The organism is Shewanella hafniensis, assembly GCF_019655335.1.
GTDB classification, from domain to species: Bacteria; Pseudomonadota; Gammaproteobacteria; order Enterobacterales; family Shewanellaceae; genus Shewanella; species Shewanella hafniensis.
The window spans coordinates 1-6873 of record NZ_BPFD01000126.1 but is presented as its reverse complement, the minus strand read 5'-3'; the positions used below and the strand labels follow the sequence as shown (position 1 = coordinate 6873).

Below are 6873 nucleotides of genomic sequence, written 5' to 3'. Positions count from 1 at the left end.
AGACGTGAAGGCTTCAAGGTACATGCTCTGATGTTCTCTATAAGAAAAAGAGAGCATAAGATCATAATCGATACCGTTCGTCAAATTGGGTTCAAAACGGTTAAAATACATTCACGATCTCACCCTGTAGAGTTATATGATGAATATTGAGATGGTAGAAAAAGCAGATCATCTTAGTCTACTCGACATTTGGGAAGCATCGGTGAGAGCACCCCATGACTTTTTAGCAGAAGAAGATCTACAACAATTAAAGCCGCTGATCCTCGAACAGTATTTTGATGCCGTTCACTTAAAGTGCGCTAAAAATGACAATGGAGAAATACTCGGATTCTGCGGCGTACATGATGGCAATATTGAAATGCTGTTCATCTCACCTGACGCGCGCGGAAAAGGGATTGGTTGCATGCTAGCGACACATGCCATTAAAGCACTGGGAGCCACAAAGGTTGATGTTAATGAGCAAAATCAACAAGCATTAGGTTTTTACCAGCATATTGGTTTTTCAGTAACGGGTCGCTCACCCGTTGATGGACAGGGTAAACCTTATCCGCTGTTACATATGGCGTTATATTCCATTGAGGGATTCTAGATGTATCCTGATTCAATCGATGAGAATAGGGTTGGAGAGTATCCAGCGGAAACAAAAAAGATGAATAAATCCGCCCCGACATCAATAAAAAAGGCTTGCTAGGTTTCCCTAACAAGCCTTTGGGCCTTTTTACAACGAATCGATTAGTCGACTAAACCGCGGCGCTTTAACAGTGCATCGGTTGTCGGTTTTTTACCAGTAAAGTGAATGTAATCTTGCATAAGATCTTCACTGTTACCTTTAGATAAGACTTCCTTGCGGAACTTGTCACCATTATCGGCTTTTAATCCACCCTGCTCGCCCATATAGGCAAAGGCATCGGCGGCAAACACTTCGGTCCACAAATACGCGTAATAACCTGCGGAATAACCACCGGAGAAGGCATGGCTAAAGTAGCTCGATTTATAACGCGGTGGTATTGGCGCAAAATCAAGGCCGTGTTTAGCTAACACTTGGTGCTCAAACTGCTCTACATCGCTAATTTGAGTATCGGCGCTGATAGAGTGCCATTCCATATCTAACAAGGCGGCTGACAGATACTCAACGGTATCAAAACCTTGGCCAAACTTATTTGAGGCTAAGATTTTATCGAGCAGTGCCTTAGGAATGGGCTCACCCGTCTTGTAGTGTTTGGCATAGTTAGCAATCACAGCAGGATCGATATTCCAATCTTCGTTAACCTGGGATGGGAACTCAACAAAGTCACGTGCAGTAGATGTGCCAGCAACACTTGGGTATTTCACCTGCGAGAATAAACCGTGAACCGCATGACCAAATTCATGGAACATAGTGGTCACTTCATCGAAGGTCATTAACGTTGGGCCATCGGCTGGCTTAGGAATATTCAGCGCGTTATAAACAACTGGCTTAGTGCCAAGCAGACCGCTTTGGGTGACGAACTCATCCATCCACGCGCCGCCGCCTTTGCCTTCGCGGGCATAAGGATCAAGGTAGAATAAGCCAATAGAGCTGTTGTCTTTATCAAAGACTTCAAAGGCTAAGACATCGGGATTCCACACGGGTAAATCGGTACGCGCTTTTAAGCTGATGCCATACAGTTTATGCATAGCGAAAAACAGCCCGTCTTGCAGCACAGTATTAAACTCGAAATAAGGCTTAATACTGCTTTCATCGAGGGAGTATTTCTCTTGACGCACTTTGTCAGCGTAGTAAGCCCAATCCCAAGGTTGCAGCTCAAAATCACCGCCCGCCTTTTTGATTTCAGCTTGAATATCAGCCGCTTCTACTTTGGCACGTGCTAAGGCTTTTGGCGCTAAATCATCGAGGATTTCATACACAGCGGCGGGGGTTTTCGCCATTTGATCGGCAACCGCATAGGATGCCCAAGTATCGAACCCCAGTAAATTGGCTTTTTTAGCCCGAATTTGCGCCATTTTAACAATCAATGGGCCATTGATTGCGACGGCTCTGTGCGCCGAGGTTTCCCATACTTTTTGGCGCAGTTCACGGTTACTCAGGCTAGAAAGCACAGGTTGGCGTGTCGTGTTCACTAACGTAATCAAATAGCCTTCTTTTCCAGCAGCTTTGGCAGCCGCGGCTAAGGTGGCGATTTCGCTGTCGGATAAACCGGCTAACTGGGCTTTATCAGTCACAACAACCACATCATCTTTAAATGATTTTAAGCTGTTTTGTGAAAAGTCCGTCGCTAAGGTTGCAAGCTCGGCGTTAAAGTCGCGCATTTTAGCTTTATCTTCAGCTGACAATTTCGCGCCAGCGCGAACAAACTGCTCATAGTAGTATTCAACTAAACGCTGATCTTCCGCATTTAAGCTGCTCTTTTGTTGATATACGGCTTCAACACGGGCAAATAAGGTCGGATCGAGATAAATATTATCGCGATGGGCAGATAACTTAGGCGCAAGATCCGCTTCGGTTTTCTGGAAATCATCATCAGAAATCAGACCGGCGAGATTAAAAAAGGTCCGCGACACCCGCGTTAATAATTCACCCGAGGTTTCCATCGCCAGAATGGTGTTGTCAAAACTGGCCGCTTGCTTGTTATTCACAATGGCAGCGATTTCAGCATCATGGGCTTTAATACCTTGCTCGAAGGCAGGAGCATAATCTGCCGTATGGATAAGGTTAAATTGTGGCGCTTGATCCTGCAGTGGACTCTTGCTCAGCAACACATTGGTTGCTTGTGCTTTAGCTGCGGTTTGAGTCGCTACGGTATTTTTGGCTTCATTGGCACTGGCGGCTGGCTTGTCTGAACAAGCGCCAAGTAACAAAGCCGCGGCCACGGCTGTGGTAATAACGGACTTACGCATATTAACTCCCTTGGATGTTGCTGCCCTTTCGTTTGTATTTTTAAGGTGAAAGGTGCGCGCTAACGGATTTTGGCTTTCAGTTTAAAACAGTCTGAATTAACGAACGCTTGTTGCTACGGTCGTTAATTTCGATGAGCTACCTTAACAAGTTACGCGCATTTCAGCCAAGTTTTACCCCGCCGCAGCGGCGCGAATTTGTATCACTTTATGTGTATTACCAGTCTATATGTGCTTATGCCAACGCTTAGCGACCCCTAATGTGCTGCGATCCTTGCTAAGTGCTTGCAAGCAAAGGTGATGAGGATTAGCTAAAATTCAATGTAAAAAGAATTATTTAAAACAATCCAAGTGGATTTTTAAGCCAAATATCCTCAACATAAAAAACGATATAAGCAAATAAAACACCGTTTCTATAACAAATATTAATTCTTCTTAATAAACTTTTTACTGTGATTATTTAAACCTCAATGTAACAAATACACAGGCCAAATGGCTCATTATTTAGGCAGACGCACTCTAAGTCACAATTTGAAACAGCTTTTCTCCGATTAATGTCACATTCAGATCATCAAATGTCTTTATAATTCCCGCTCGTTAACTTAGCGACAAATTAACCTAACAGTTAAATGACGCTGAATTAACGGGATGATGGGCATGCTCTTTACGGAACATGCGTTGGGGTCAAATAAATATAAATAGAGACAACTATGTTAAATAAGAAAATACTCGCAGTGATGATCACTGCCGCCCTTGGTGTCAGCGCCTGTAATTCTGATGACGACAAAGTCGTTCAAGCCGATTTACGGGTACTCGAAACCACAGATCTGCATACAAATATCATGGATTTCAATTACTACAGTGGTAAAGACGATCCCACAATCGGTCTTGCCCGCACTGCAAGCTTGATCCACGCTGCACGCAGCGAAGCCAAGAATAGCGTCCTCGTCGACAACGGCGATCTGCTACAAGGCAGCCCTATGGGCGATTATATGGCCAAAGTTGGCCTGCAAATGGGCGATGTTCACCCTGCTTATAAAGCCATGAACCTATTAGATTATGACGTCGGTAATATCGGTAACCATGAATTTAACTACGGTTTAGACTTCTTAAATAAATCCATTAGTGGTGCAGATTTCCCTTATATCAACTCAAACGTTTATTGCGCCGACGATAAGGGTTGCTGGAAAGAGGTGAAAAAAGGTGAGCATTTATTCACCCCTTATATCATTAAACAAAAAAATATTATCGACAGCGAAGGAAATAATCAAACCATTAACATTGGTTATATTGGCTTTGTGCCACCACAAATTCTATTGTGGGATAAGCAAAATCTGACGGGGAAAGTGACGGTTGAAGATATCGTTACCACCGCGAAAAAATATGTCCCAGAAATGAAAGCCAAAGGGGCCGATATCATTATCGCCATTCCACACTCTGGCATTGGTTCAACGGAAAATCCTGGCGATCCTATGGCAGAAAACGCCACTTACGCTTTGACTTATGTTGACGGTATCGATGCGATTCTATTCGGTCACAGCCACTCTATCTTCCCAGATGCTAAGTATGCTGACTTGCCCAATACCGATGTCACAAAAGGCCTACTGAACGGCGTCCCCGCGGTGATGCCAGGTCGTTGGGGCGATAACTTAGGGGTGGTTGACTTTAAACTTGAGCGTAGAGATGACAAGTGGCATGTCCTTAGTGCCAAAACGCAAGCTCGCCCTATCTATGATGGCGCAAATAAAGCCCCATTAGTTGAAGCGGATGCTGCTATTCACGATGCCGTTGCCGCCGAGCACCAAGGTACCCTCGCCTTTGTGGATGAGCCTATTGGTGTCGCTGCTGCTGATATGTATAGCTTTTTGACCTTAGTGCAGGATGACCCTACGGTACAAATCGTTTCCGATGCGCAAATCGCTAACGTGAAAGCAAAATTACCTCCGGAATTAAAAGGGTTGCCAGTGCTGTCAGCCTCTGCGCCTTTTAAAGCGGGCGGTCGCCACGGTACAACCAGTGATGCCGATCAATTTGTGCAAGTCGATAAAGGTCCACTGACCTTTAAAAACGCCGCCGATCTGTACCTGTATCCCAACACTATGGTGGCAGTCAAAGCGACGGGCGCCGAATTGAAAGATTGGCTCGAGTGCTCAGCGAACCAGTTCAATCAAATCGACCCAACAAAAACCACCCCACAAGGGTTAATCAACTGGGATGGTCATCCAACCTATAACTTCGACGTACTCGATGGCTTAACCTACAAGATTGATGTCACTCAACCGAGTAAGTTTGACCGCGATTGCGCCGTCGTTAATGCCAATGCGAACCGTATCGTTGATTTAAGCTATAAAGACGAAAACGGTAAAGTCATCACTGGTGAAGAATTTGCCGCGAAAGAGTTTATCGTCGCCTCAAATAACTACCGCGCCTTTGGTGGTAAGTTTGCAGGAACGGGTAGCGACCACGTCGTGCTCGAACTGCCCGATACTAACCGTGAAGCGCTAGCTGCTTATATCACAGCGCAATCTCAGTACAACGAAACCACAGGTAAGTACGAAGGTATGGTCAATCCAAGTGCCGATTACAACTGGGATTTCAAAACCATCACGACCAACGTCACATTAGACGTTCGCTTCGAAACCCAAGACAGTGACAAAGCCGCTGCTTTTATTGAAGCCAATAAACAACGTGAAATGAAGAAGATCAGCAAGGATGAACTGGGTTTCGCCGTTTATAGCATCAACTTAACCAAATAAGCGTTAATCCCGAAATATCATGCTCAAAAAGGCTCTTCGTGAGCCTTTTTTATTCCCTACAGATTAAATTAACGCTAATCTGCGCGCTATAAACGGCGTGTCGCCATTTAGTTCATCATGCTCCACACTAAAGGTTAAACCTGCTTTGTGCCGTCAGAAAACTACCTTATTATTTAGCGGCGTCCTCGCAACAACAGAGAAAGCTTATGAAATATCAATCAATCTTATGTGCCACTGCGTTATTGCTGGGCGCTGTGCAGCCTGCAATGGCCGACGTTCATCTCAATCTGCCTAAAAATGCTGAAGTGTTAACGGTCAATGGCAAACCAGCCGTAAAGAGTAGCAACTTCGTTTTAGCCGATGGGATCAATCAGATAGCCTTCCGTTATGCCGCACAATACCGGCAACAAGCTGACTCAGTGCATTATCTATCCGACGTGCTCATCGTCCGTTTTGATGCGTCAGCACAAACACTCACGCTGACCCTTCCCGCCATCAATTCAGCCAGAGATGCAAAGAAATTTGATGAGTCACCCAAGCTGACGCTATTAAATGCTCAAGATGAAACTGTGAGTTTTACCAGCGATAAATTGATTAAGAATGGCATCCAACTGGGACGGGATTTCGAACACGAGATACTGCAGTACAACCTTAGCAATCATCCGGCTTCGTTAAATCTCACTATGAATACCGCGACAACACAAGCAAACGACGTCATTGCACCAGTATTGGCAAGCCAGCCACACATACGCCAAGCACCCGCCGTCGTATCCACAAGCTTGATCGCGCCAGCAGTGATGTCGTCATCAGCCACAGCGAACAATGACAAGAGCCAACCAACCACTTCTGTGTCTTCTACAACCACACCTAGCCAAGCTGAAATCAGTCAAATGCTGGATTACTGGTACAAACAGGCCAACGACAGTACCAAAGCCAGCTTCAAAGCCAAAATCAATAAAGAGTGATCCATACAGCTTCGGCTATCTACTTCAGACCGCCAGCTAAGTGTCTCACATGGACTGGCGGCTCTATTCAGTTCGTAAAATTAGAACTTAGTAAAACTTAAGCTCATTAAAAAAGAGCCCAGTAACCATTCCCACTTCACAGCTTAATGTTATACCATTCCGCATTAAAGTTCAGTCACCTTTGCCCATTCCCGAGAGCACATTTTTACCACGCGTTTTGTACAACTGATAAAGCTGTTCCATGCCTGGCTGCAGGCATCCACTATGTCCTCATATCC

General features: G+C 45.1%; 4 protein-coding genes. 3 read left to right on the top strand and 1 reads right to left on the bottom strand.

From position 1 onward, the window contains the following. Positions 1-139 precede the first annotated feature (139 nt). Positions 140-589: an acetyltransferase gene (locus tag K5Q99_RS20910; RefSeq protein ID WP_220778019.1), complete on the top strand. Its 450-nt coding sequence runs from the start codon at positions 140-142 to the stop codon at positions 587-589. Positions 590-732: 143 nt separating this feature from the next. Here the strand turns inward: K5Q99_RS20910 and K5Q99_RS20905 are convergent, their stop codons facing one another. Next, positions 733-2877 carry a M3 family metallopeptidase gene (locus tag K5Q99_RS20905; RefSeq protein ID WP_220778018.1) on the bottom strand — a complete coding sequence of 715 codons (2145 nt, stop codon included), beginning with the start codon at positions 2875-2877 and terminating at the stop codon, positions 733-735. A 707-nt stretch (positions 2878-3584) separates the two neighbouring features. Between K5Q99_RS20905 and K5Q99_RS20900 the strand changes: the two genes are divergently transcribed. Beyond that, positions 3585-5630: a bifunctional 2',3'-cyclic-nucleotide 2'-phosphodiesterase/3'-nucleotidase gene (locus K5Q99_RS20900; RefSeq protein ID WP_220778017.1), complete on the top strand. Its 2046-nt coding sequence runs from the start codon at positions 3585-3587 to the stop codon at positions 5628-5630. Between the two features lie 206 nt (positions 5631-5836). After that, positions 5837-6595: a DUF2057 domain-containing protein gene (locus K5Q99_RS20895; RefSeq protein WP_220778016.1), complete on the top strand. Its 759-nt coding sequence runs from the start codon at positions 5837-5839 to the stop codon at positions 6593-6595. Positions 6596-6873 lie beyond the last annotated feature (278 nt).